Origin of the sequence: Rossellomorea sp. DA94 (assembly GCF_029834455.1) — a bacterium.
Lineage (GTDB): Bacteria > Bacillota > Bacilli > Bacillales > Bacillaceae_B > Rossellomorea > Rossellomorea vietnamensis.
The window spans coordinates 3,092,319-3,114,174 of sequence record NZ_CP122397.1; the positions used below are offsets into that span (position 1 = coordinate 3,092,319).

At 44.2% G+C, this 21,856-nt stretch carries 26 protein-coding genes; 4 read left to right on the forward strand and 22 right to left on the reverse strand.

Annotated elements, in window-relative coordinates; all coding sequences use genetic code 11:
• Nucleotides 1-109: 109 nt before the first annotated feature.
• From P8596_RS16165 to P8596_RS16200, 8 genes are read right to left on the reverse strand one after another with little or no spacing between them, the layout of a single operon-like run.
• Complete coding sequence (locus tag P8596_RS16165) at nucleotides 110-850, reverse strand: class I SAM-dependent DNA methyltransferase (protein ID WP_279724343.1); 741 nt, start codon at nucleotides 848-850, stop codon at nucleotides 110-112.
• Entirely contained in the window at nucleotides 851-1,204 is a 354-nt protein-coding gene (gene rsfS / locus P8596_RS16170) for a ribosome silencing factor (protein WP_034757434.1), read from the reverse strand.
• Between the two features lie 4 nt (nucleotides 1,205-1,208).
• On the reverse strand, nucleotides 1,209-1,775 hold the full coding sequence (yqeK, locus tag P8596_RS16175) for a bis(5'-nucleosyl)-tetraphosphatase (symmetrical) YqeK (RefSeq protein ID WP_224519478.1): 567 nt from the start codon (nucleotides 1,773-1,775) through the stop codon (nucleotides 1,209-1,211).
• The gene (locus P8596_RS16180) at nucleotides 1,768-2,340 is read right to left on the reverse strand and encodes a nicotinate-nucleotide adenylyltransferase (RefSeq protein ID WP_279724344.1); all 573 of its coding nucleotides are present in this window, start codon (nucleotides 2,338-2,340) and stop codon (nucleotides 1,768-1,770) included. Before P8596_RS16180 ends, yqeK begins: the two co-directional genes overlap by 8 nt.
• An 11-nt stretch (nucleotides 2,341-2,351) precedes the next feature.
• The gene (gene yhbY, locus P8596_RS16185; protein WP_034757429.1) at nucleotides 2,352-2,645 is read right to left on the reverse strand and encodes a ribosome assembly RNA-binding protein YhbY; all 294 of its coding nucleotides are present in this window, start codon (nucleotides 2,643-2,645) and stop codon (nucleotides 2,352-2,354) included.
• Nucleotide 2,646: 1 nt separating this feature from the next.
• Nucleotides 2,647-3,477: a shikimate dehydrogenase gene (aroE, locus tag P8596_RS16190; RefSeq protein ID WP_279724345.1), complete on the reverse strand. Its 831-nt coding sequence runs from the start codon at nucleotides 3,475-3,477 to the stop codon at nucleotides 2,647-2,649.
• Between the two features lie 10 nt (nucleotides 3,478-3,487).
• Nucleotides 3,488-4,588 (reverse strand): ribosome biogenesis GTPase YqeH, encoded by a 1,101-nt coding sequence (gene yqeH / locus P8596_RS16195; protein WP_224519475.1) that lies wholly within the window; start codon nucleotides 4,586-4,588, stop codon nucleotides 3,488-3,490.
• Nucleotides 4,585-5,106 carry a YqeG family HAD IIIA-type phosphatase gene (locus P8596_RS16200; RefSeq protein WP_224519474.1) on the reverse strand — a complete coding sequence of 174 codons (522 nt, stop codon included), beginning with the start codon at nucleotides 5,104-5,106 and terminating at the stop codon, nucleotides 4,585-4,587. Before P8596_RS16200 ends, yqeH begins: the two co-directional genes overlap by 4 nt.
• Before the next feature lie 437 nt (nucleotides 5,107-5,543).
• Here P8596_RS16200 and sda point away from each other — a divergent pair, with 437 nt between their 5' ends.
• The 3 genes from sda (at nucleotide 5,544) to sigK (ending at nucleotide 7,672) form a co-directional block, all read left to right on the forward strand.
• Complete coding sequence (gene sda / locus P8596_RS16205) at nucleotides 5,544-5,684, forward strand: sporulation histidine kinase inhibitor Sda (RefSeq protein WP_034757416.1); 141 nt, start codon at nucleotides 5,544-5,546, stop codon at nucleotides 5,682-5,684.
• A 318-nt stretch (nucleotides 5,685-6,002) separates the two neighbouring features.
• Nucleotides 6,003-6,542, forward strand: a complete 540-nt coding sequence (pssA, locus tag P8596_RS16210; protein WP_034757414.1) for a CDP-diacylglycerol--serine O-phosphatidyltransferase — start codon at nucleotides 6,003-6,005, stop codon at nucleotides 6,540-6,542.
• Between the two features lie 413 nt (nucleotides 6,543-6,955).
• A complete protein-coding gene (sigK, locus tag P8596_RS16215; RefSeq protein WP_034757411.1) occupies nucleotides 6,956-7,672 on the forward strand; it encodes an RNA polymerase sporulation sigma factor SigK in 717 nt (238 codons plus the stop codon).
• 462 nt (nucleotides 7,673-8,134) lie between these two features.
• Here sigK and P8596_RS16220 read toward each other — a convergent pair whose 3' ends face one another.
• The 6 genes from P8596_RS16220 to P8596_RS16245 form a co-directional block, all read right to left on the reverse strand.
• Nucleotides 8,135-8,275, reverse strand: a complete 141-nt coding sequence (locus tag P8596_RS16220) for a YrzI family small protein (RefSeq protein WP_079531758.1) — start codon at nucleotides 8,273-8,275, stop codon at nucleotides 8,135-8,137.
• A gap of 922 nt (nucleotides 8,276-9,197) precedes the next feature.
• Entirely contained in the window at nucleotides 9,198-9,437 is a 240-nt protein-coding gene (locus P8596_RS16225) for a YrhC family protein (RefSeq protein ID WP_224519473.1), read from the reverse strand.
• A 96-nt stretch (nucleotides 9,438-9,533) separates the two neighbouring features.
• Nucleotides 9,534-10,670 (reverse strand): bifunctional cystathionine gamma-lyase/homocysteine desulfhydrase, encoded by a 1,137-nt coding sequence (locus P8596_RS16230; RefSeq protein ID WP_034757402.1) that lies wholly within the window; start codon nucleotides 10,668-10,670, stop codon nucleotides 9,534-9,536.
• A gap of 2 nt (nucleotides 10,671-10,672) precedes the next feature.
• Nucleotides 10,673-11,596: a PLP-dependent cysteine synthase family protein gene (locus P8596_RS16235; RefSeq protein ID WP_279724346.1), complete on the reverse strand. Its 924-nt coding sequence runs from the start codon at nucleotides 11,594-11,596 to the stop codon at nucleotides 10,673-10,675.
• Between the two features lie 142 nt (nucleotides 11,597-11,738).
• Nucleotides 11,739-12,431: a 5'-methylthioadenosine/S-adenosylhomocysteine nucleosidase gene (mtnN, locus tag P8596_RS16240; protein WP_254651847.1), complete on the reverse strand. Its 693-nt coding sequence runs from the start codon at nucleotides 12,429-12,431 to the stop codon at nucleotides 11,739-11,741.
• Between the two features lie 15 nt (nucleotides 12,432-12,446).
• Nucleotides 12,447-13,085 carry a class I SAM-dependent DNA methyltransferase gene (locus tag P8596_RS16245; protein ID WP_254651848.1) on the reverse strand — a complete coding sequence of 213 codons (639 nt, stop codon included), beginning with the start codon at nucleotides 13,083-13,085 and terminating at the stop codon, nucleotides 12,447-12,449.
• 187 nt (nucleotides 13,086-13,272) lie between these two features.
• Between P8596_RS16245 and P8596_RS16250 the strand changes: the two genes are divergently transcribed.
• Nucleotides 13,273-13,479, forward strand: coding sequence for a DUF2536 family protein (locus P8596_RS16250; RefSeq protein WP_034757389.1), 207 nt, complete (start codon nucleotides 13,273-13,275; stop codon nucleotides 13,477-13,479).
• A gap of 50 nt (nucleotides 13,480-13,529) precedes the next feature.
• On the opposite strand, the gene P8596_RS16255 is transcribed toward P8596_RS16250, so the two are convergent.
• From P8596_RS16255 to mltG, 8 genes are all read right to left on the reverse strand, one after another.
• Entirely contained in the window at nucleotides 13,530-14,243 is a 714-nt protein-coding gene (locus P8596_RS16255; protein ID WP_279724347.1) for a YrrS family protein, read from the reverse strand.
• 128 nt (nucleotides 14,244-14,371) lie between these two features.
• Nucleotides 14,372-16,129, reverse strand: a complete 1,758-nt coding sequence (locus P8596_RS16260; protein ID WP_279724348.1) for a peptidoglycan D,D-transpeptidase FtsI family protein — start codon at nucleotides 16,127-16,129, stop codon at nucleotides 14,372-14,374.
• A 90-nt stretch (nucleotides 16,130-16,219) separates the two neighbouring features.
• Entirely contained in the window at nucleotides 16,220-16,696 is a 477-nt protein-coding gene (gene greA, locus P8596_RS16265; protein ID WP_224519467.1) for a transcription elongation factor GreA, read from the reverse strand.
• Between the two features lie 171 nt (nucleotides 16,697-16,867).
• Nucleotides 16,868-17,503: a uridine kinase gene (udk, locus tag P8596_RS16270; RefSeq protein ID WP_060670737.1), complete on the reverse strand. Its 636-nt coding sequence runs from the start codon at nucleotides 17,501-17,503 to the stop codon at nucleotides 16,868-16,870.
• Nucleotides 17,504-17,508: 5 nt separating this feature from the next.
• Nucleotides 17,509-18,777: a peptidase U32 family protein gene (locus P8596_RS16275; RefSeq protein ID WP_224521048.1), complete on the reverse strand. Its 1,269-nt coding sequence runs from the start codon at nucleotides 18,775-18,777 to the stop codon at nucleotides 17,509-17,511.
• A gap of 42 nt (nucleotides 18,778-18,819) precedes the next feature.
• The gene (locus P8596_RS16280) at nucleotides 18,820-19,749 is read right to left on the reverse strand and encodes a peptidase U32 family protein (RefSeq protein ID WP_279724349.1); all 930 of its coding nucleotides are present in this window, start codon (nucleotides 19,747-19,749) and stop codon (nucleotides 18,820-18,822) included.
• On the reverse strand, nucleotides 19,746-20,393 hold the full coding sequence (locus P8596_RS16285) for an O-methyltransferase (RefSeq protein ID WP_279724350.1): 648 nt from the start codon (nucleotides 20,391-20,393) through the stop codon (nucleotides 19,746-19,748). The genes P8596_RS16280 and P8596_RS16285 overlap by 4 nt, the downstream gene beginning before the upstream one ends.
• A gap of 192 nt (nucleotides 20,394-20,585) precedes the next feature.
• Entirely contained in the window at nucleotides 20,586-21,728 is a 1,143-nt protein-coding gene (gene mltG, locus P8596_RS16290; RefSeq protein ID WP_279724351.1) for an endolytic transglycosylase MltG, read from the reverse strand.
• Nucleotides 21,729-21,856: the final 128 nt, after the last annotated feature.

Consider the following 21,856-nt stretch of genomic DNA (forward strand, 5'->3'; position numbering starts at 1 on the left):
CCTCTTTTTATACTTCGACATAAATTGATTTATTCCTTCTTTTTTCTACCGTCCTGCCGTAAACGAAGATAAGCCGGGTCGTCCTCATTCTGAGGCGATCCGGCTTTTGTTATTTCTTTTTACACGCAAAGAAAATTCTCTCACTCTTGTCAGTCGGAGATTCTTCCGTAAAGTCCGCAGTGATATTCAAAACCTCGAAGCCGTTGCCACGGAGCCACTCCTTTATCATAAGGATTGGATAGGTACGCTGCTTGTGCAGCTCTTCCACTCTCTCGTATTGTCCGGTTTCTTCATCTTCCACGAAAAAAGTCAGTTCATGTTCCACACTATTGGGAACTTCACCGGGGAAGCAATCCCATATATAGGATACATGATCATCCGTAAGGGTAAAGGTTTGGTTCATGAATATCTGCGTCATTTTGAAAATGGAATGCACATCAAAAAGGAATAGCCCATCCTGCTTCAGGTGTCGATATACCCCTTTAAATGTGCTCTTCACGTCACTCTCGTCTTTTAGGTAATTCAATGAATCACAAAAAATCGTAATGATGTCGTATTCACCAAGGGAATCGAGCCTCGACATATCCTGCTGAAACCACTGGATAGGGACATTCTTTGCCGATGCCTTTTCCTGGGCGATGGTGAGCATGTCCTGAGACAAGTCGACCCCCGTCACATCATATCCGTCCCGTGCAAGCCTCAATGATAATTCCCCGGTTCCACAAGCGATATCAAGAACCCTCTTCCCCTGGTGACGTATTGCCTGGCGGTTCACATACTCCAACCAGCCATCGTATGGGACGTCCTGCATTAAATAATCGTATACATAAGCAAAACGCTCATAACTCATTTACAGGTTCTCACCTTGTCCAACCTCGACGAATGATGCATCTCCCCATAAACGTTCAAGATTATAGTAACCTCTTTCTTCTTTATGGAATACGTGAGCGACGACATCTCCTAAATCAACCAGGATCCAGCGTGCCTGATCGAATCCTTCCAGTCGTTTCACTGTGTATCCCTTTTCTTCTGCTGCGTCTTTCAATTCACGCGCGATCGCCTGTACCTGTTTGTCTGAATTACCGTGACAGATCAGGAAATAATCCGCAATCAACGAAACACCTTTCATATCCAATACAACAATATCCTCAGCGCGTTTATCATCAGCCGCTTTAAATGCTAATTCTACTAAATTTTGTTCCATTCCTTCATCTCCTCTGATTTAATGTCAGTTCATTGTAAAAGCGAAATGTATCCGGATAGATCGCTTGGTTTTTTTTCATAAGAAACGTGATCGTATTCTGAAGAGCTTTTATGAGTGCCAGGTCCAATGATTCTTTGGCAAGCTCCCTCACTTCTTCCACACCGGGGAACCTGCGATTCGGCTCAATATAGTCGGCTAAATAAACCACCTTGTCGAGTACCGTCATCCCCTCTTTCCCGGAAGTATGGAAGCGGATGGCATCCAGGATATCACGGTCTTCTATCCCGATCTCGCGTTCGACCAGGATAGCTCCTACAGGCGCGTGCCATAACTCGCCATTATACAGTAATAGATCCTTTGAAAGATTCTCCCTTTCAATGATCCCCTGCATTTCCTGTTTATCCCGGAACTTTGCATAGTCATGAAAAATCGCAGCTGTTTCAGCCTTTTTCTCATCGGCTCCATACCGTTTCGCAAGCTCTATGCTCGTCTCCATGACTCCACATGTGTGAATGTAGCGATGTTCTGTCAAATGCTTTTTAACCAGCTCCAGAGCTTTTTCCCTATTCATATAACTTCTCCTCCTTGATCAATCGATACACATCGTCCGGAACCAAATAGCGAACCGTTTGTCCCTTTTTTACAGTGTCACGAATGTATGAGGAAGAAAGATCGACGGCCGGCACTTCAATCAATTGTACGTCATAGGGTGTCTCATGGGAATAATCCGGTCGATTGACCCCGATGAACTTCAACATATTCTGCAACTCTTCGATTTTATACCATTTCGGGAGATACTCGATCATATCCCCGCCTATGATAAACGAAAATTGGGTATTCTCTTCTCTTTCCATCAAAAGCTTGATGGTGTCATATGTGTAGGAGGCACCCTGTCTTTCGAGTTCGATCCGTTCAATCGAAAAAAGGGGATGCCCCTTGATGGCTGCCTCCAGCATCCGAAGACGCTGGTCCACGGTTACCCTTTCATCCACCTGTTTATGGGGAGGTACATGGTTTGGCAGAAAGCGGATTTCATCTAATTGTGCCTTTTCCAACACTTGATCTGCAATGACCAAGTGACCCATATGGGGAGGATTGAAAGTACCTCCCAGAAGTCCAACCTTTTTTTTTATCATCGTATCGATCCTTATCTTGGCAGGATTAATTGCTTATTTTCTTTCGATTCTTTGTACAGGACAATGGTATTTCCGATAATCTGGACAATTTCAGCTCCTACACCTTCCGAAAGCTCTTGTGCAACCTCAGTCTTATCCATATCACAATTTTGAAGGATGCTGATTTTCATCAATTCCCTTGTCTCGATTGCTTCTCCGATCGTTTTGATCATATTATCGTTGACTCCGCCTTTTCCTACCTGAAAAACCGGATTTAAGTGATGTGCTTCTGAACGTAAAAACCTTTTTTGTTTACCTGTTAACATGTTAACCTCCTAGTTGTTGTAAAACGGTGTCCCTCATAATGGAATAGGACGGAAAGATTCCTGTCCATTTCTTAAATGAGAGTGCTCCCTGATAAACGAACATATCAAGCCCGTTCTGAGTCAGGGCACCTTTTTGCTTCGCCTGTTTCAATAATGTTGTTTCCAGTGGATTATAAATGATATCCGAGACGATGCTTCCCTGCTTTAATTTATTGACCTTTATAGGACTGTCTTCATTATGAGGAAACATGCCGATGGATGTCGTCTGGATGATGACATCATAATCGTGCAATTCGTTTTCAGCAGCTTCAAGGGAAAGGAACGAAGAATCTAACGGAAACGGGCAGGCATCCATCATCTTCTTTGCCCTGCCCGGGGTACGGTTGGTTACATCGATCTTCCCCACACCCGAAGAGGCAAGTGTATAATAGATGGCCCGGGCTGCACCACCGGCCCCGATGATCAGCATCGACTTGTTTTCCAGACCCTCACCGGCTACCTTCTTCAAGCCTTCAACAAATCCAAGACCGTCTGTATTATACCCGATCAGCTTGCCATTTTCATTTGCAATCGTGTTGACAGCACCGATGGCCTTTGCCAATGGATCAATCCCATCGAGGAGAGACATGACATGTTCTTTATGAGGAACCGTCACGTTCACTCCCTCAATACCCAAAGCTTTGATTCCACGGATGGCGTCGGGTAGCTGCTCTTTCTTCACATGAAATCGAACGTATTGAGCGTTAATTCCGTTATCTTCAAATGCGCTATTATGCATCAGGGGCGACATTGAGTGAGCAATCGGGTCCCCGATCACACCATAAAGAGCCACAGAATCCCTCCTAGATCAGTGATTTTCTCAAGAATACGCTGACACCTTTCGGGACGTGAGCGGCAATGGTCGCTCCAGCATCATTGACGGTGATCCATCCCAAACCTGAGAAAACGATATCCGTTTTCGGTTCTTTGATCCTGAACTCGTGCCTTACAAGTGGAGGGAACGTATCCATATCGTCTTTTCTTGGTGGCTGCAATAATTCCCCCGCATGATTTTTATAGAGTTCTTCCGCCTTTTCAATCTTCGTCCGATGGATGGACAGCTCATTTGAGAAATAGCAGGTAAACGGCTGACGCTCACCCGCCATGAAATCAAAACGGGCCAATCCGCCGAAGAACAACGTTTGTTCCGGATTCAACTGGAACGTCCTTGGCTTGATTTCTTTTTTAGGCGTAATGATTTTCAAATCCTGTTTATCTACAAAGTGGGCCATCTGATGATGATTGATGATGCCGGGTGTATCAATCAATGATTCTTCATCATCCAATGGAATTTGAATCATATCAAGAGTCGTACCAGGGAAATGGGAAGTCGTGATGACATCCTGCTCTCCCGACACATGTTTGATGATGCGATTGATGAACGTGGATTTCCCTACGTTCGTACATCCAACCACGTAAACATCTTTTCCATTCCGATATTCCTCAATCGCTTCGATCGCTTCTCCGATCCCTTGTCCCTTGGCTGCACTCACCAATTGAACATCGATTGGTTTCAATCCAAGTTGACTCGCTTCATGCTTCATCCAATGAATCAGCTTAGAGTGCTTCACCGACTTAGGCAAGAGGTCCACCTTGTTTCCTATCAGAAGAATCGGATTGGATCCTACGAACCTGTGTAGTCCCGGCAGCCAGCTACCATTAAAGTCAAAGATGTCCACCACTTTGACTATAAGCCCTTCAGAGTCACCAAGCTCATTCAGTATTTTCAGGAAGTCATCATCGGTCAACGGAACATCCTGGACTTCATTATAATGCTTTAATCTGAAACAGCGCTGACAGATGATTTCTTCTTTTTGAAGAGCCGAAGGAGGGGCATAGCCCATGCCTTCTTTATTTTCCGTCTGAATTTCAACGCCGCAACCTATACATACAACTCCACTCACTGTTTATCCTCCCACTCAAGCATGCCTTTACGCTTGAAAAACTTCATGATTCTGCGTTCTACCTGACGATTGAATTTTGTAAAAAAACCATCCGATTGAGCCACAGGTACGACCAGTATCGTGTGGAAGCCACTGCGATTTCCACCCAATACGTCCGTTAATAGCTGATCGCCGATGACAACCGCCTCTTCCTTTTTTACACCCATTTGTTTGATCGCTTTCTTAAAAGCACGTCCCATGGGCTTTCGTGCCTGAAAGATGAATGGCACACCCAAAGGTTCGGCGAATGCCCCCACACGGTTTTTATTGTTGTTGGATACGATGGTCACAAGGATCCCCTGCTCCTGCATTTCCTTAAACCACTGGATCAATTTCGGGGTGGCGTTTGGCCTGTCCCACTCCACCAACGTATTATCCAAGTCGGTAATGATTGCCTTGATCCCTTTTTCCTTCAGATGTCCCGGGGTGATAGTAAAAATATCCTGGACCTGTTCATTGGGTAAAAACTGCTTGATCACATGCTACACCTCAAATTTCTTTATCGATTATATGATGAACTGCTTTCGATATAGTTTCATTAGATGATATCGAGAAACGATTTCTATAGTATACCTTTAACCTATAACAGATTAATGATAACCAATTTTACATACAGATTCAAAATAAATCATATATATTCCTGTAATTCCAAACATATACCGATAAAAAATAAATATTTTTCGACAAATTTCCAGCTTTCTTCAACCTTGTGGATAACCTTATTCACATTATACAGAACTCAAATAAGCTTTATTTACCAGTTATATACAAGTTAGTCACAACTTATCCACCATGTACTGTGGATAACGGAACGCTTGTTCTGCAAAAAAAATTTTGGTAAAGTTACATTACTACTAAAAAACGTACTTACATTAAGTTTCGAATAAAAAGATGATGAGTAATGGAGGTGGCATTAATGAGGAAATTATCGGACGAACTGTTGATTGATTCTTATTACAAAGCGTTGGAACTGAAACTCAATACAGAATTCATTCGCCTCATCGAAATGGAAATTCACCGTCGATCTCTTACAAATAAAATAAAAGCTACTTCGTAGAATACTAACATGAAACGGGACGGATTTATATAAAATCCGTCCTCTTTTATATGGAATATATGCTCCTGAAGCATTACATTTCAATTTACTGACCTACTGTCCAGTCAAATGGTCCACTCAATGTAAAAAACGATTAACTTTAACAGTTTAATAAGTATATAATAAAATATAATTATATACTATATGAATAAGGATCTTTTTTCACTGCATAGTGTTAACCATCAACGTTAACCAGGTGAACAGGTACTCGTCAAGGCATATTTCAGCCACGAATCTTGTTCAACAGTGAGCAAACTTAAAAGAAGGAGTGAGTGATGATTGTTTCTCTCCGGGGTACTCGATCAAACGTTCAAAAAGCTTAAAACCCAAACAGCCAACCTGATTACCCTTTCGAATTTATCATTAGGTGGTTTTGCTATTATTTCCGTTCTTCATAACCAATTACATCTTAGCTTGATCCTCATTTTCATCGCTGCCTTGACCGACAGGTTCGATGGATTAGTGGCAAGAAAGTTAAACATCGAGTCGGAATTAGGAAAGCAGCTGGATTCCATGAGCGACATCATTTCCTTTGGTGTGGCCCCTGCATTGCTTATGTATACGGCCGTTCTCAGCCAGTTTGACTATCCCGGCATGTTCTTCACCATTTTGTATGTAGCGTGTGGTGCTTACCGGTTGGCCCGCTTCAACATTTCGGAGAATGACGGCTATTTTACCGGTCTTCCCATTACGGCAGCCGGCTGTTTACTGACCTTGAGCTATCTTCTTATTCCATTTGTCTCAAGTGTGCTGATCGTGTGCATGACCATCACACTATCTGTATTGATGGTCAGCCCCTTTACGTTGAAGAAGATGTAAGGTATACAAGAGAGCCCTGTTCACTTATGAACAGGGCTCTCTTTGTGTATTTATTTCATACCCATCAGGCTAACAACAGTTATAGTTATTGACGTACCACCAGCCACCAAATAGGAAAAGCAAGATTAGCAATACAACGATTAACGCAAAGTAGAATCCCCCGCCGCCATAGCAACCTGGATAGACTGGTCCGTAACAAGGATATCCATAAGGCATGACCATACCTCCTCACTCACTTTTACTATCAGTATATGTACATAGGGAAGGAGCGTATAGGCAGTTTGCATCTTTATTATAGAATTCAACTTGGAAAAAAATGTTCCAATTCCCGATTACTTTCACCGGACATGCAAGGACATCCCCTTATAAACATATGAATGAATATAGGCTCAAGTCCTCATGGAGGTGGAAATATGTCTGGAGTTCTAACAGCACTGGGTTATTTCTTTAAGGAGTTAATTTTCCTCGTTTCTTACGTTAAGAATAATGCCTTTCCGCAACCATTATCCGCGGCAGATGAACGAAAATATCTAAAGCTGATGGCGGAAGGGGATGAACACGCCCGCAACATGCTCATCGAACATAATCTCAGGTTGGTTGCCCATATCGTCAAGAAATTCGAAAACACAGGCGAAGATCCAGAAGATTTGATTTCCATAGGGACCATCGGATTGATCAAAGCGATCGAAAGTTATTCTGAAGGAAAGGGAACCAAGCTTGCCACCTATGCGGCACGATGTATTGAGAATGAAATCCTCATGCACCTCCGTGCCCTGAAGAAAACCAAGAAAGATGTCTCACTCCACGATCCCATCGGCCAGGATAAAGAAGGAAATGAAATCAGCTTGATCGATATCTTGAAATCTGAAAGCGATGATGTCATCGATACGATTCAGTTAAGCATGGAACTCGAAAAGGTGAGAAAATATATCTGCGTACTGGACGAAAGGGAAAAGGAAGTCATCGTCGGGCGTTTCGGTCTGGATTTAAAAGAAGAAAAAACGCAGAGGGAAATCGCAAAAGAACTGGGGATTTCGAGGAGCTACGTCTCAAGGATCGAAAAGCGTGCCCTCATGAAAATGTTTCATGAATTCTACCGGGAGGAAAAAGAAAAAAGGAATAAATCCTAATAAAGAAAAGCGGTCCCGGGACCGCTTTTCTTTATTTTCTACTCTACACTGACTTCAGCCGAAATGATCAAACCAATTACAGACGTCAGGATAAGACCCATTATCATTGAAAACATTGTCATCCTCTCCCTCATTAAATTGCATTTCCTACTATTAATGTATCACGAAAAAACGGATATTCCCCTCCCATTCGTGAACAACTCTTTACTAAGTATTGACAGATATGTGACCGAAGACAAAAGGAGGCCCCCCGGCCATAGGGGTCCTCCTTCATTGGTTATTTGAGTTCACGGGTCTTCTTTCTATGGAAGAAAGCGGACCAAATGACAATATTCAAAAACATCTCTCCACCACCTTCTGGTTCGTTAGGCAGTATCCTTCTCTACCCATAGCGCATTCAGCATTTTCTCCTGTACATAAATCATTTTTCATTCTCCTCTCCATGTGTTGGTTTTTTTAGGATTAAAACATTTGAGGCATAGAGTGCTGCTTTGTTTTCGTTTCTTCATAGCTTTTTAAAACCATTTCATGATGAGAAGCTTCTTCAAACGTTTCCTGTTTCTTATTGAAGGTTACCGTTATAAATAAAAGATTCAGTGTCATACAATATCACCCCTTTCAACGTTCCTGCAAGTATGCAGGGCATAGTAAATAGCCACAAAGCGACCGACCCTTGTGGCACAAAAAAGCCACAGGGATCTACATTCTCCCTGTGGCTATTATTGAATGAAATTCAAATTAAGCAGAAAACATCCCACAAGCGGTCGAATGATCAAAATAATATGAAGTTGTATCTTTTTTTCCAATAAGCACGAACATTTTCTTCGACCTCCCTCTTGTGATTTTTTTCTTACATTGGTTAGTATATCCAATTATTGCACCAAAGTAAACTCTTTTCTTCATTCTTTTTTCTACAAATTTCCACATAATGATACTATACACATGAGATCTGCTTGGGGCTCTGTCAATTAGCATGGGTAGGATGGTAAGGGGAACCGCTTCGCTTTCCGGGGTCTCGGCACGCCCGTTTTTCCGCAGGAGTCTTCGCAATTCCCCTCACCATCTATAGGGTATTTGCGTGACAGAGCTTAAAGGGTAAATAAGCAATAAAGAAATATCGGGTATGAATAAACATAATTATGATCGATTTTCGAACTATCCAAATGTATGTATGAGCCTGTTTTTCATTTACTCCATTCAGGGGGTTTTACATATATTTACCGCAGAAAAATGTAATAGCACAGAGTGGATTGAAGCGGAAGGCACTTGACTCCTGCGGGAAATAGAGGAAAGGTCGAGACCCCACAGGGCGCAAGCCCGAGGAGGCTCGACTTCCTCCCCGAGGAAAGCAAGTGCCTGGAGCGGAAAGGAACGGACAATATATTTGGACTAACTCTCATCCAAATGAAGCTTTACACAAACACCTATGGAGGAGAATTAACACGCAAGCAAGATCCCTCATAACCAGCACTATTTTAATAATCACAAAAAAAGCGGGTCCTCGAGAACCCGCTTTTTTCATCTATTATTCATCCGCTGATTGCAGATCTTTTTTATATTTAATTGCTTTTATGAAGAAGTATAGTGACAGCCCGAGTAAAACAACGGTCCCTGTCATGAGGGGCATCATTTTGCCGGGTGTAACGGTCACTGTCGGAATGATGACACCTAAATACATAAAGACACTCAGTGCAAGTAATGTAAAACCAAATCGTTTGAAATCAACTACCTTATGTTGAATGATCTTTTTGCTTGTGTTCTTCATTGCATTCACCTACTTTTGAACTAGTAAACTCTCATTCTATGGTAACATATGATTCCATACAGCCTACCATGTAATTGATACCAGTTCTGCCAAGGGTTACTTGGAAAGGGCGTTGTCTATATCTTCAATCAAATCCTCCACATCTTCAAGACCGACGGATATCCGGACAAGGCCGTCTGTGATCCCCAGTTCGTTCCGACGCTCCGCCGGAATGGACGCATGGGTCATGCGAGCCGGAACGGAAATAAGACTTTCCACTGCTCCGAGACTTTCAGCCAACGTGAAATATCTCGTATTGGTCAGAAGACGGTCTGCATTTTCCTCACTGCCTACATCAAAGGAGACCATCCCGCCGAATCCTGATGCCTGCTTTTTGGCGATGGCATGATTCGGATGAGTTTCAAGACCAGGATAGTAAACCTTCGATACTTTCGGATGAGCCGTCAGGAACTCGACGATTTTCCTGGTGTTTTCTTCATGCTCCTCCATACGCAGCCCCAAGGTCTTGATCCCGCGAATCAATAACCATGAATCCTGCGGCCCAAGGACACCGCCTGTTGAATTCTGTACAAAGAATAATTCTTCAGCCAGTTCTTCTGAATTCACTACAACGAGACCTGCCACAACGTCACTGTGTCCACCGATGTATTTCGTAGCACTATGAAGGACAATGTCCGCTCCCAGGGCAATCGGGTTCTGCCAGTAAGGTGTACTGAACGTATTATCTACGATGGTCAGCAGATTGTGTTTCTTGGCTAATGAAGCCGCTGCCTCGATATCCGTAATTTTCAGTAATGGGTTGGTCGGTGTTTCAATATAAACCGCTTTTGTATTCGGCTGGATGGCCTTTTCGATAGTGTTTACATCGCTAGTATCTACGAAAGTGGACTCGATGCCGATCCTGTTTAACACCTTCGTCATGACACGGTATGTCCCTCCGTACACATCATCTGTCATCACAATATGATCCCCGCTGTTGAACATCATCATGACTGCAGTGATCGCCGCCATTCCCGAGCCGAATGCAAAGCCTTTTTCCCCGCCTTCAAGATCTTTGATCAGCTCTTCAAGGGCATGTCGTGTGGGATTTCCTGAGCGTGAATATTCGAACCCCTTGTGCTTTCCTACTTCATCCTGCTTATACGTACTCACCTGGTATATGGGAGTGGATACAGCACCTGTTTGAGGATCTGTAGGGATACCACCGTGGATTAATTGCGTTTTCTTTTTCATGATTAGATTCCTCCTTGGTATATTTTTTTGCTTAAATATCTCTCACTTGAATCCGGGAAGATGGTGACAATATGGCTACCCGGTTCAGCCTTTTCTGCTTCCACTAGCGCTGCATGCAGGGCAGCTCCGGAAGAACTGCCTACCAGCAGCCCTTCCAATAATGCAAGTTCCTTTACCCTTGTGAAGGCATCCTCGTCAGTGACGGTATGGATACTGTTAAAATAACTTGCATCCATATATCCAGGCAGGAACTCCATCCCGATGCCTTCTGTTTTATGTGGGCCTGACTCTCCCCCATTCAGGATCGATCCTTCAGGCTCCACGATCACTGTTTTAATCGTGTCCTTCATTTCTTTAAGGTAGCGTGCAGTCCCCATGAAGGTCCCGCCTGTCCCTGCGCCGGCGACAAATGTATGGATGTGACCGTCCATCTGTTTCCAGAGTTCCGGTCCTAATGTTCTGTAATACGTATTCGGGTTGGCTTCGTTCCCGAATTGCTGTGGGGAATACGAGTTAAGGGTCTCTTCTACCAATTCAGCAGCTTTCGCGATGGCACCCTTCATGCCTTCTTCAGTGGGGGTATGGACGATTTCCGCTCCTAGGGCTTTCATCAGTTCCTGTTTCTCCACGCTGAATTTCTCAGGGATACAGAACTTCACTTTATATCCTGAATTGACGGCGGCTAAAGCCAGGCCGATCCCCGTATTGCCTGCCGTTGGTTCGATGAAGGTCCCCCCTGGCATGATCTTGCCATTCTCCACTGCATCTCTTAACAGCTCAAGCCCCAATCGATCCTTCACACTGCCTCCGGGATTAAAGAATTCAAGCTTCGCGAAGAGGCGGACCCCGTTCTTCAGCGGGAAATGCGTCAGTTCAACAATCGGTGTATTCCCTATCAGGTCATGTACACTTTTATACACGTCCATATATTCAATCCCCTTTCAACCAAAAAAACTGACCCTTTCACCAAACCGTCTTCATTACCAATGAAAAGGACTGTTCGTCTGAACAAGCCTGGTACACACGGTAAGAGGGGTAGATGCCTGGGTCAGCTATATTCTCTTTCTATTAAACAGATTTCACGATATTCATGACCATTTTAGCTGAATGAAGTGCAGCTTTTTCCAGGTATTGATCAAAAGACACATCTGATTCCTTGCCGGCGATGTCGGAAAGGGAACGGATGATGACAAATGGTACGTGGAATTGATGCGCTACTTGGGCGATCGCTGCCGCTTCCATTTCCACTGCCTGCAAATCCGTGAATTTGTCACGGATCGCATCCACCCTCACTGGATCATTCATGAATGAATCCCCAGTAGCAATCAATCCGGAAACCACCTGTGCATCTCCGAGTTCCTTCACACTATTGATCGCTGTTTGCTTCAAGTTCTCGTCTGCCGTAAAAGCTGCCGGAAGCTGAGGAACCTGGCCGTATTCATAACCAAAAGCCGTTACATCCACATCATGATGTCTTACTTCAGTTGAAATGACTACATCACCGACATTTAGAGAAGGATCGAATCCTCCTGCTGACCCTGTGTTGATGATGCAATCCGGTTTGAAGTGCTGCAATAGGACAGCCGTTGACATCGCTGCATTCACTTTCCCGATTCCTGAACGAAGCAAAATCACTTCTTTGTCATGCATTGTACCGCTTGTATATTCACACCCTGCGATGGTTTCCACTTTCGGGTTTGAAATATTCTCTCTTAATAAGGTTACTTCTTCTTCCATTGCTCCGATGATGGCGATTTTCATTGCTAAAACCTCTTTCTACTGTTTAGTCGCCTCCATGATCCACACAAATGTATTCACTTGCTGAAACTGTACAGAAAACCCATTCTCTCGCAAAAGCTCTCTTAACACTTCGAGAGTCGTGTAATATTCCCGTTTTAAATCTTCAGCCAGATTGACATACTCTTTCTTGATCGCTTGGGATATGGCGGCTTGATGATGCTGATCGGTCTCAAACATTGTATCAGCAAATACTATTTTACCACCTTGTACTAGAAGCTTTCCATAGATGCCGAAAGCTTTTCCCTTTTCTTCATCGGTTAAATGATGAAATGCGTAAGAGCTTACGATGGAATCGGCTTTTCCCTCTAAAGAAAAATCCAGAAAATCGCCGTCCCGGAATGTGACACGATCACCAAGCTTCTGCATTCCAATCGCTCTCATTTCTGGAGAGGGTTCATAGGGGATGACCTCGAGTCCCGCATCCAATAGCTTCTTGGTTAAATTCCCTGTACCGGGTCCAAACTCGACCACCTTCCCCTTTGAACGGGCGACCACCCCGTCAAGAATTGAATCATAGTGTTCGAATACGGCTTGATATTCCACATCTTTTCCTGTCACTGTATCATCATACGAATCTGCCCAGTCACCGAACAGATCTAAAAATTCTCTACCCATGGTTCAGCACCTCAGCTGCATTAAGTTTATAATTCCTATAAACATACTATGAATTAATTTTAAAACTGTTATTAAATTATCATATTCTCCTGATGAATTCAACAATAATTCATTGTCAAAAGGATGGAGGGGCTCTAAAATAGAGGGAGAAAGCCTTTCCGCATCACGCATAATTAGGAGGTTCACCATGAATATTTCATTCGATTTAATAGAAGATAAAGTGGAGTTTTTCGAAGCTGACAATCTCAGGACCTTGGAGAAAAAGGTAGACGAACAGATCCAGCATAATAAAGCCATCATGCTCTCCGTCCATCACGTGGATCATTCCGTTTCCATAGATGAGAACGGCAGAAGATTATACAGTGCCGTGGTTCATTTTAAAGTGAAGAAGTAATTCATGTAAAAAGGCCCTTCCATTTGATTGGAAGGGCCTTTTTATATCCATCAGTCTTTATCATTTTCCTTTAATTCCTGCACCTTCGTCGGCTGCCATCCTTTGCCGTCGACCCATTGCAGATACACCCGGTAAGGGGTTTGGGTGTCTTTAGCCGTTACGGTCGCCATGGACTTCTGCGGACCGCCATTCCCTTCCATCCACCAGACGGTCATATTGCCTGCAGGGATGCCTGTAGCGTATGAAGTCGCCTTGATTTTTTCCTGCCAGTCGACCGTTCCTTCTTCATAGACGGATACGTGCTCACCTGTCTGCTCGGTGCCGATCGGCTTCCAGTCAGGATGCACCATCGTTTTTACTACATTGGGGTCGTCACTTTCCTCGACCTTCATCTTACTTTGGTCTTCCCCGTCTAATGCGACAGAATCCTGCTCCTCATCAGAAGACTCGTCTTTCTTTTTCTCATCATCTTTCTTCTTGTCTTCATCTTTTTGTTCATCGTCCGCTTTATCCTTAGAATCGTCTTTCTCATCCATGGAAACGGAGTTGTCTTTTTCTTTCGTCGTCTTATCGTTCTTGTCAGCACTTTTGGTTTCTGAATTCTTCGGGGCGTCTGTCGTTGCCTTTTCGTCGCCGCCCCCTCCAAGTACGATGGTGCCTCCTACCACGACAATTAATAGAAGTACGATTGCAATCATTATGTTTAACAGTTTATTAGTATTCTTTTTAGATCGTTTATCTAATCGAGATTGGTATTTCGCCATTTTGTTCCCTCCCTATTATCCTAAACATTTTAACATGATAAGAGGAAAAGAATAAAGCGAAACATTATCCATCCCGGGATGATTCAGCTATAAAGGGAAAAAGGTCACAGAACGCACGGGACTCCTTCCTACTCATGATCAAGCCGGTAGACAGCATCGACGCTGTCTTTGAAGATCGGGTAAATTCCCCCTTCGCCTATGGTCACGTCCATGTTGACGGCCACCAATGCGTATTTGGGATCTTCGAAGGGAAAGTAGCCTGCGAACCATTTATTATATAATTCATTTTCTTTCACTCTTTCTCCCCGATAATTCCCTGTCTGTGCGGTTCCAGTCTTCCCGGCAATGGTATAGGCCGCGTTTTGCAAATAGGGTGCCGTACCTTCCGGGGAGTTCACCACACCCCGCAGGTACTGCTGAAGCTTCATGGCCGTGAAAGGGGTGATCGTCTCACCCTCTATCTTCTGATGAGGGAAGGAAAACATGTTGGTGCCATTTTGATACTGCACAGAAGAGACGGCACTCACCTGAAATTTCTCTCCCCCCCTGGCAATCGTGGCCATCATATTGGCGATGCCAAGCGGTGTGACGCGGACTTCCTGTTGCCCGATACCTGTCTGGGCGACCAGTTTAGGTTCAGCCCTGTCCCCGTCAGAAGCGAAGATCCTTCCTTCACTCACCTGAAGCTGAGGAAAGCTTTCGTAATGAAAGACGTTGCCTTTCCATGCAATGTCACCGATCAGTCCGATTTTCTCGGCATACTCATCGAGCAGGTGGTCATCCTTCTCTGTCAGCTCTTTAGCAAGATCCGCAAATGTACGGTTGCAGCTGACGGCAATGCTTGTCTTAATATTAATGGTGCCGTGAGGCTTTTCAGCGACCCCGCCACGGATGTTTTCATCACAAGGGAAAAGCCTGCGTTCATCCACCATCCCCTCATCCATGGCTGCAGCTGCGACGACGGTCTTGAACACTGAACCCGGTATCAACGCTTTCAGCATGAGATTCCCCGCTCCTCCATTGAATGGATCCCGGCTCTTCATGGCAGGTCTTGATACACTGGCGAGTATTTCACTCTTTTCTATATCCAGGAGCAACAGCCCCCCTTTTTTGATGTTGTACGTATCCGCCACATCTTCTAGTGCCTCTTGCATCCCTCTATCGATGGTCGTTTTCACATTCAGTGGGTAAAAGGGATTGGCAGGTGCCAGATACTTTACATCCACACCGAATAAAGGGCCACCCCTTGCATCAACATGATAGATCAGTTTCGCTTCCTCTTCTGCGACCAGCCACTCATCAAAACTCTCCTGAAGTCCAGACACACCGATTTTCTGATTGGCGCCCTTCACTTTGTCGGGGTAGCGTTCGTGGAATACGTCTGTATTTTCCCCGGTGACCCCTATCAGCTGGGAAGCAGGTACTTCGTCGCTTTTATACTTTTTCGTAAGGGCGAACACTCCCTGTATTTCAAGAGAATTAATTTCCTTCATCTGTTCTTCTGAAAGCCTTAAGGGATCCTTCCCGCCGAAAACGATCGGCCCTTTCGCTTCCTCCACTTTCGTTTGGATCGTCTGCTGAGGAACATGAAGGATCTCTGCCACTTTATCCACCGGCCAATCCAGTTGTTTTAGAAACGGGAAAAGAACCAGAACATTCTTTTCTGTATACGTAAGGGGTTCACCGTTCCGATCAAGAAACTCCCCCCTGCCTTCATCGATCACCAATGCTTGCGTCCTTTGTGCGACACTCTCTTCAAGAAGGTTGATTTTGTGTTTGGAATAGGATTCAGTCTGGAATAATTGCAATTGCATCAACCTGCCTGAAAGTCCTGAGAGAGCAAGTAATAAGACGATACTGAACAACCTGATTCGTTTCCGTTTCATTTTGTCACCTCGTCCCCATTGTTGACGAGTTTTATGCGAATTAATCATAAAAAAAGAAGAGGCTCTAAATTGGAGCCCCTTCCCGGGTGATCAGCTTACTTCTACAATCTTGACGCTCATTTCCCCGCCTGGAGTCTGAACATTCACTTCTGCGCCTACTTTATGGCCAAGAAGGCTTTTCGCGATTGGTGAATCATTTGAAATCTTTCCTTCAAATGGATCCGCCTCTGCACTGCCGACGATTGTGTATGTTTCTTTGTCTCCGTCAGGCAATTCCACGAATGTCACTTTTTTTCCTAATTGTACTGTATCTGAATTCATGTCATTTTCTTGAATGATCTTCGCATTGCGAATCATGTTTTCCAATGTGGAAATACGACCTTCAACGAATGCTTGTTCATCTTTCGCTGCGTCGTACTCAGAGTTCTCGGATAAATCCCCGAAGCTGCGGGCAATCTTGATGCGCTCGACGACTTCTTTACGTTTAACCGTTTTCAAATTCTCCAGTTCTTTTTCTAACTTCTCTTTACCTTCTGCTGTCATAGGAAATACTTTTTCTGTACTCATGACCCTCTTCACTCCTTTTCTATCTAAGAGCTTCCCATGCTCCATATGTAAATGTGCTACGTATGTAAAGGGAGGGAATGGAGGGAGAATGTCTTCTCCCTCCATTCCCTGCTTCTTTACAATGTGGGAAATGGTAACCTTCGCCTATATGTCTTTATCTATGCTATCGTATTACAAAAATGACTTTTGTTCAAGAATTGTTTGAATTTTTGTTACCATTAAATCGATTGCCACGTGATTATGACCGCCTTCAGGAATGATCACATCGGCATATCGCTTCGTTGGTTCGATGAATTGATTATGCATCGGACGGACGACCGTAATGTATTGATCGATGACAGAATCGATGGAACGCCCGCGCTCTTTAATGTCGCGAAGCATCCTTCTGATGATCCGAAGATCCGCATCTGTATCTACGTAAAGCTTAATATCCATTAAGTTACGCAATCTTTCATCTTCTAATACTAAAATTCCCTCTAAAATAATGACATCTTTCGGTTCAACGAGGATCGTATCATCCGAGCGGGTGTGCATTTTGTAATCATACACCGGCTTATTGACGGGCTGGTGATCCAATAGACCGTGCAAATGTTGAATCAACAAATCATTATCAAAGGCTAATGGGTGATCATAATTGGTTTTCAACCGTTCCTCAAATGGTAGATTCGATTGATCTTTATAATAATAATCCTGCTGCAGCATTAAGATGGAATGACCTTGGAATTGCTCATAAATGGCTTTGGTGACGCTCGTCTTCCCAGAGCCGGATCCTCCTGCTACACCGATCACAACGGGTTTCTGCTTCATAAGTATTAGATGTTCTCCTTTCGCATCATGTTATCAGGGTAAACCCTCTGATGCACCTTGAATTTCACAATTTGTAACGGGTGACGGGCAACGTCAAGCTCATTCCCGCGCTCATCCCACATCTTTTCGATAACCTGCGTAAAATTGGAGATTTCAGGACCGAAAAACTCTACTTCCTGTCCGGCTCTAAAATGGTTCCGTTGCTGCAAGGTGACAATCTGGGTGTCTTCGTCGTAGTCCAATACGAGTCCGACAAATTCATAATTTGTATTCTTCTTGTTGTGGACTCCGAACATCTGCTCCTTGAATCCGGGTACCCCTTCAAAGAACGCCGGGGCCGTTTCACGATTTGCGCACTTCTCAAGCTCCTCGAGCCACTCCCTTTGGATCTTGAAGTTATCCGGGTCTTTACAATATTCATCGATCACTTTGCGGTACACACTTACGACAGTGGCCACATAGTGAATGGACTTCATCCGCCCTTCGATCTTCAAACTGTCGATTCCCAATTCGACCATTCCAGGGATGGATTCGACAAGCTTCAAGTCTTTCGGACTCATAGCGAAAGGTGCATCTTCTTTATCATAAAGGGGATTTTCCCCGTCTTCATTCATTTCATATAAATCATAGTCCCAGCGGCATGACTGACAGCAGCCGCCGCGATTTGAATCTCTCGCGGTCATATGGTTGCTTAATGTACAACGACCGGAGTAGGCAATGCACATCGCTCCATGAATAAAGGTCTCAATCTCTATATCCACTTTCTCTTTCATTTCCTGGATTTCTTTGCCGCTTGCTTCACGGGCAAGCACCACCCGGTCCAGTCCTTCTTCTTTCCAGAATTGGACGGCTTTCCAGTTTGAAAGGGACTGCTGTGTACTTAAGTGCACCTCTACATCCGGGGCAACCCTTCTGCATGTTTCAATGATAAGGGGGTCTGCGACAATGATCCCCGCTACTCCGGCTTCCCCAAGTCCACGAAGATACTCTTCAAGACCATCCATGTTCTCATTATGGGCATAGATATTCGTGGTGACATAGATCTTTGCACCATATTTCCGGGCGAACTCCACGCCTTCTTTCATATCTTCAAAGGTGAAATTACCGGCATTTGAACGCAGTCCATATTCCTGCCCGCCGATATAGACGGCATCTGCACCATAATGGACCGCAATCTTCAATTTTTCCAGATTACCGGCAGGAGCCAGTAATTCAGGTTTCTTCACAATGACACGCTTCCCATCCACAACCTTTGAGATCGGTTTTTTCACCATCGTGGTCATCATAACTCCTCCGTTCTGATCAATCTATCGCTCTTAATACACGGTTTCTTTAAAGAAGAAACCTGTATCCAACGGGCGATTATCCGGCTGCAGCCTTTTCGCTTCTTCCAGAAACTCGTCTTTCTGTTCGTCATATCGCGCTTCGTCTTCTGCACATAAATCAATGGCCATACGGTACAGTTTCGTCACTTCCAGGATATATTCAGAAGACTTCATCACTCCATCGATCTTGAAAGAGTCGACACCCGCTTCCATCATTTCACCAAGTTCATCGATGATGCACATATCATTCGGGCTCATGATGTGAGTGCCGTTCCCATCTTCAAAGATAGGATACTTATTGTGACGCTCCTCATCGTGAAGGAACATATTGCGCTGTTCTTTCCGATTTTCGATTTCCATCACTTTGCCTTGATATTCAAAATAGTTCCCGAGCAATGAGCGTTTGGATTGAAACATGCAGGTCATTCCATGCACCTGCACCTCGATTTCGACCTCTGCATATTCCTTCATTTCGATAATGCTATCCATGCTTAATTCCCGGGCGAGTACTGCACGCTTCGCCCCTTTTCTGCCCCAATAATTACAGGTGTACCAATTAGTGGCCGTCGTTTCCGTATTCCAATGGAGCTTCATCTCCGGTGCCACTTCACGGGCAGCCATCAATACGGCGGGATCACCGAAGACAATGGCGTCCGCCCCTTGCTCTTTAAGAAAGGCAATATAGTCATCGAGTTCAGCGATTTTATCATTATGAAAGAGGGCATTCATCGCCACATATACTTTCTTATCGTGCTTGTGGGCGACTTTGATGGCTTCTCCCACATCTTCCCTGGAGAACTCCCCGGCAAGCCTCAGGCCGTATCGCTCTTCACCGATCATGAAGGCATCGGCACCCGCAGACGCCAATGATTCAATATCGGATACAGAGGCAGGGGTTACAAGAAGTTCCGGCTTTTTCATCGTTGTTCACCTCTTTTTTTACTGATGGCAATTCCGTCACCGACAGGTAAAATACTTGTATCGAACTCTTCATGATTCATTAGCCACGCATTATAATTCTGCAGCTTCTTGACCATGTTCCTGATTCGTTTCTGTTCGACGTGTTCTTCTGCAACCAGTCCTTTGAATAAGACATTATCCGAGTAAACGACGCCGATTTCAGACAGCATACCGGAATAGAGCTCAAAGAATTTAAGGTACTGACCTTTGGCAGCATCGATAAAGATAGCATCATATGGTCCGTGTTTTTCCACTTCCTCGGCAAGCTCCAATGCATCACCGAACAGGGTGACGACCCTTTTGCCATCTTCAGAACGGGAGAGGAACCCCTGTGCTGCTTCGAATCTTTCTTCATCCCGCTCAAGGGTGACGACCGTCGCCTCTGGAAGTGCCCCTGCCATGCGGAGGGCAGAATATCCGATGGCCGTCCCGATCTCAAGGATCACTTTCGGCTGTTGGATCCGTAACATCCCCAGGAGCGCTTCGATGCCGACCAGTTCCATGATGGGAACATTGTGTTCCACTGCATATTGCTCCATCTCGGAAATCAAGGCCGGACGTCCTTTCACGATTGATTCTATATAGCCAATCACTTGTTCGTTCATATATAAGCCTCACGATCATGTTCATAAATAGTGCCCGTGTAACGCTTCTTTCTTAACATGAAAAGAAGAAAGCTACAATGAGCTTTCTACTTCACACGTTCATCAAGATAACGCCCGGATATAAAAATAACTTGTACTATTTTACCACACAGAGAAGAGGAAAGCGAATGTTTCTTTCCTCTTCTCACCGTGCTATTCTTCTTTGTTGGTAATATATTTTGCTTTTTTCTCGTTATGTTCATCCAGTGTTTCAGAATAGTATACCGAGCCGTTGGAAGCTGCCAGGAAATAATAATACTCTGTATCCTCTGGCTGCAGGGCGGCTTCAATTGAAGACAAGCCCGCATTCGCTATCGGACCAGGCGGCAACCCCTTCACCTGGTATGTGTTATAAGGCGATTCCACTTCAAGATCTTTATAAACGGTTTTGTCTTTATGCTTTCCTAATGCATATAAGACCGTCGGATCTGTCTGAAGGGGCATACCTTCTTCCATACGATTATAGAACACACTTGAAATTTTCCCTCTGTCCGCTTTTTCCGTCGCTTCTTCCTCAATCAGGGAAGAAAGGGTGAGAAGCTCATGAGGCGTATACTCGTTTGCTGCCATGGCTTCCTGGTATTGAGCCAATACTTCATTCGTTTGCGCGATCATCTTCTTTAAAATCGTGTCTAAAGATGGTTTCTTTTCATAGAAAGGGTACGTCGCAGGATAAAGATATCCTTCCAGCGGGCGTTTGATTTCTTTCTTGAAGATTTCATCTGTAATCAATTCCGGATATTCCTCTTTTAATTGCTCGAGCCATTTCTTATCGTTTAATTTCTTTTCAATCTCATCTTTTTTATATGGGGACTTTTCAGCGATGATCTCTGCGATCTGGTCCAATTGAAGTCCCTCTGGAATGGTAATCTTGAATTCTGCTTTCCTCATGACCTTACCAGTCTTCAAGCTGTTGACGATTTCATTCAAGGTCATAGAAGGCGTCAAATCATAAGAACCTGCCTGGAATCCTGCTTCGTTATTGAATTTCACGTAATATTTAAAGACTGTTGAATTCTTAACGATCCCTTTGTCCTCCAGGATCTTCCCTATACTCGATACCCCGGAGCCAATGGGGATGTCCACTTTCACCGTTTTCGTATTATCAGGGTCAACCGGTTTGAGGGCTGAATTCACATAAAGGTAGCCTCCAATGCCCGTTCCCCCTATGATAATGACAAGACAAAGAATGACAAGTCCTACTACTTTTCTAATGACTTTGGCCTCCTCTTGCCTTTCAAGCAATTTCTTCATAAGTGTCTCTTTTATCTTTTTCTTTTCTTCCAACGCTTTCATTTCCCCCCTTCGAGCAAAAAAGCGGGCTATCCGTCATGCGCAATTCGACATCATCTCCACTATTATACAATATTTTGCACAAAGTGAAACAGGGACCTGCAAAAAGGGTGAATTATTTGTCCCTTTTT

What these genes read in the sequence shown, in the direction of transcription:
- P8596_RS16250 (WP_034757389.1), top strand. Translation starts at nt 13,273, where the DNA reads ATGAATATTTCATTCGATTTAATAGAAGATAAAGTGGAGTTTTTCGAA.
- P8596_RS16285 (WP_279724350.1), bottom strand. Translation starts at nt 20,393, where the DNA reads ATGAACGAACAAGTGATTGGCTATATAGAATCAATCGTGAAAGGACGT.
- P8596_RS16255 (WP_279724347.1), bottom strand. Translation starts at nt 14,243, where the DNA reads ATGGCGAAATACCAATCTCGATTAGATAAACGATCTAAAAAGAATACT.
- P8596_RS16220 (WP_079531758.1), bottom strand. Translation starts at nt 8,275, where the DNA reads ATGACACTGAATCTTTTATTTATAACGGTAACCTTCAATAAGAAACAG.
- yqeK (WP_224519478.1), bottom strand. Translation starts at nt 1,775, where the DNA reads ATGAATAGGGAAAAAGCTCTGGAGCTGGTTAAAAAGCATTTGACAGAA.
- P8596_RS16280 (WP_279724349.1), bottom strand. Translation starts at nt 19,749, where the DNA reads ATGAAAAAGCCGGAACTTCTTGTAACCCCTGCCTCTGTATCCGATATT.
- P8596_RS16225 (WP_224519473.1), bottom strand. Translation starts at nt 9,437, where the DNA reads ATGAAGAACACAAGCAAAAAGATCATTCAACATAAGGTAGTTGATTTC.
- greA (WP_224519467.1), bottom strand. Translation starts at nt 16,696, where the DNA reads ATGAGTACAGAAAAAGTATTTCCTATGACAGCAGAAGGTAAAGAGAAG.
- P8596_RS16230 (WP_034757402.1), bottom strand. Translation starts at nt 10,670, where the DNA reads ATGAAAAAGAAAACGCAATTAATCCACGGTGGTATCCCTACAGATCCT.
- udk (WP_060670737.1), bottom strand. Translation starts at nt 17,503, where the DNA reads ATGAAGCAGAAACCCGTTGTGATCGGTGTAGCAGGAGGATCCGGCTCT.
- sda (WP_034757416.1), top strand. Translation starts at nt 5,544, where the DNA reads ATGAGGAAATTATCGGACGAACTGTTGATTGATTCTTATTACAAAGCG.
- yhbY (WP_034757429.1), bottom strand. Translation starts at nt 2,645, where the DNA reads ATGTTAACAGGTAAACAAAAAAGGTTTTTACGTTCAGAAGCACATCAC.
- P8596_RS16165 (WP_279724343.1), bottom strand. Translation starts at nt 850, where the DNA reads ATGAGTTATGAGCGTTTTGCTTATGTATACGATTATTTAATGCAGGAC.
- P8596_RS16180 (WP_279724344.1), bottom strand. Translation starts at nt 2,340, where the DNA reads ATGATAAAAAAAAAGGTTGGACTTCTGGGAGGTACTTTCAATCCTCCC.
- P8596_RS16260 (WP_279724348.1), bottom strand. Translation starts at nt 16,129, where the DNA reads ATGAAACGGAAACGAATCAGGTTGTTCAGTATCGTCTTATTACTTGCT.
- P8596_RS16235 (WP_279724346.1), bottom strand. Translation starts at nt 11,596, where the DNA reads ATGGACGTGTATAAAAGTGTACATGACCTGATAGGGAATACACCGATT.
- mltG (WP_279724351.1), bottom strand. Translation starts at nt 21,728, where the DNA reads ATGAAAGCGTTGGAAGAAAAGAAAAAGATAAAAGAGACACTTATGAAG.
- P8596_RS16245 (WP_254651848.1), bottom strand. Translation starts at nt 13,085, where the DNA reads ATGGGTAGAGAATTTTTAGATCTGTTCGGTGACTGGGCAGATTCGTAT.
- sigK (WP_034757411.1), top strand. Translation starts at nt 6,956, where the DNA reads ATGTCTGGAGTTCTAACAGCACTGGGTTATTTCTTTAAGGAGTTAATT.
- mtnN (WP_254651847.1), bottom strand. Translation starts at nt 12,431, where the DNA reads ATGAAAATCGCCATCATCGGAGCAATGGAAGAAGAAGTAACCTTATTA.
- rsfS (WP_034757434.1), bottom strand. Translation starts at nt 1,204, where the DNA reads ATGGAACAAAATTTAGTAGAATTAGCATTTAAAGCGGCTGATGATAAA.
- P8596_RS16275 (WP_224521048.1), bottom strand. Translation starts at nt 18,777, where the DNA reads ATGGTGAAAAAACCGATCTCAAAGGTTGTGGATGGGAAGCGTGTCATT.